Source organism: Streptomyces gossypii (genome assembly GCF_025165795.1).
GTDB lineage: Bacteria > Actinomycetota > Actinomycetes > Streptomycetales > Streptomycetaceae > Streptomyces > Streptomyces gossypii.
In genome coordinates this window covers 1-1,885 of record NZ_JAJAGO010000039.1, presented here as the reverse complement: position 1 = coordinate 1,885, position 1,885 = coordinate 1, and the positions used below count along the sequence as shown (strand labels likewise).

Below are 1,885 nucleotides of genomic sequence, written 5' to 3'. Positions count from 1 at the left end.
GGTTCGATTCTTTGACGTCGGTGGAGTTGCGTAATCGTCTCGGCGCTGCCACCGGTCTGCGTCTGCCGGCCACGATGGTCTTCGACTATCCCACTCCGGAGACCCTGGCTGAGCACATCCGAGGGGAACTGTCGGGTACGGAGGCCGAGGTCACGGCCAGTCGGGCTGTTGCGGTGTCGGTGGCCGAGGATCCCATTGCGCTCGTTGCCATGAGCTGCCGGTATCCGGGCGGCGTGGAGACGCCGGACGATCTGTGGCGGCTGGTCGCGGACGGTGTGGACGCGATCTCCGAATTCCCGACCGGCCGGGGATGGGACATCGACGCTCTGTACGACCCGGACCCGGATCATGTGGGCACGAGCTATACCCGCGAGGGCGGGTTCGTGCACGACGCGGAATACTTCGACCCCGGCTTCTTCGGTATCAGCCCGCGTGAGGCGCTGACGATGGATCCGCAGCAGCGGCTGCTGCTGGAAGCCACGTGGGAGACGTTCGAAAACGCGGGTATCGATCCGCAGTCGCTGCGGGGGACGCCGACCGGCGTGTTCACCGGTGTCATGTACAACGACTACGTTTCCCGCCTGCCCCGGACACCGGAGGGCCTGGAGGGCTACCTCGGCACGGGCAACGCGAGCAGCGTCATCTCTGGCCGCATTTCCTACACCTTCGGTCTGGAGGGGCCGGCGGTGACGGTGGACACGGCGTGTTCGTCGTCGTTGGTGGCCATGCACCTGGCGGCACAGGCTCTGCGGTCGGGTGAGTGTTCGCTGGCTCTGGCCGGTGGGGTGACGGTGATGTCCGACCCGAAGGCGTTTGTGGAGTTCAGCAGGCAGCGGGGTCTGGCTGTCGACGGGCGGTGCAAGTCGTTTGCGGCGGGTGCGGATGGCACCGGCTGGGGCGAGGGTGTGGGTCTGCTGCTGCTGGAGCGGTTGTCGGATGCTGAGCGCAACGGGCATCCGGTGCTGGCGGTGATCCGTGGCAGCGCGGTCAACCAGGACGGAGCGAGCAATGGGCTGACGGCGCCGAACGGTCCGTCGCAGCAGCGGGTGATCCGGCAGGCGCTGGCGAACGCGGCTCTGGGCACGGCCGACGTCGACGCCGTCGAAGCACACGGCACGGGGACCTCGTTGGGGGATCCGATCGAGGCGCAGGCACTGCTGGCCACCTACGGTCAGGGGCGGTCGGAGGAGCGTCCGTTGTGGCTGGGCTCGGTGAAGTCGAACATCGCGCATACCCAGGCTGCGGCCGGGGTGGCTGGTGTGATCAAGATGGTGATGGCGATGCGGCACGGGGAGCTGCCCCGGACGCTGCATGCCGAGGAGCCGTCGTCGCAGGTGGACTGGTCGGCGGGATCGGTTGCGCTGCTGACCGAGGCCCAGCCGTGGCCGGAGACTGATCGGCCGCGCCGGGCCGCGGTGTCCTCATTTGGGATCAGCGGCACCAACGCCCACGTCATTCTCGAACAAGCCGCACCGGACACGAAGGAACTCGCGCCCGCCGAAGACGAGATCGACGGTGGGACTGTCGATGTGCCGGTGGTGCCCCTGGTGCTCTCCGCGCGGTCTGAAGCAGGCGTGCGTGCGCAGGCGGAGCGGCTGCACCAGCACATGACCAGTCACCCGGAACTGGCCGTCGGCGATGTGGGTTATTCGCTGGCCACCACACGGGCTGTCTTCGATCACCGGGCAGTGGTATCGGCCACCGAACGCGACGGTTTGCTCACCGGACTAAATGCACTGTCGCGTGGTGACGTGGTTTCGGGTGTGGTGTCGGGTGTGGTTGGTGGTGGTGCCCGGACGGTGGTGATGTTTCCGGGGCAGGGGTCGCAGTGGGTGGGGATGGGCCGGGAGTTGTATGGGTCTTTCCCGGTTTTTGCTGAGGCGTT

At 67.3% G+C, this 1,885-nt stretch carries 1 protein-coding gene; it reads left to right on the top strand.

Going from position 1 to position 1,885, the window contains the following annotated elements; translation table 11 throughout:
• A partial coding sequence (locus tag LHJ74_RS34030; protein ID WP_260222230.1) for a type I polyketide synthase occupies window positions 1–1,885 on the top strand: 1,885 nt, incomplete at both ends.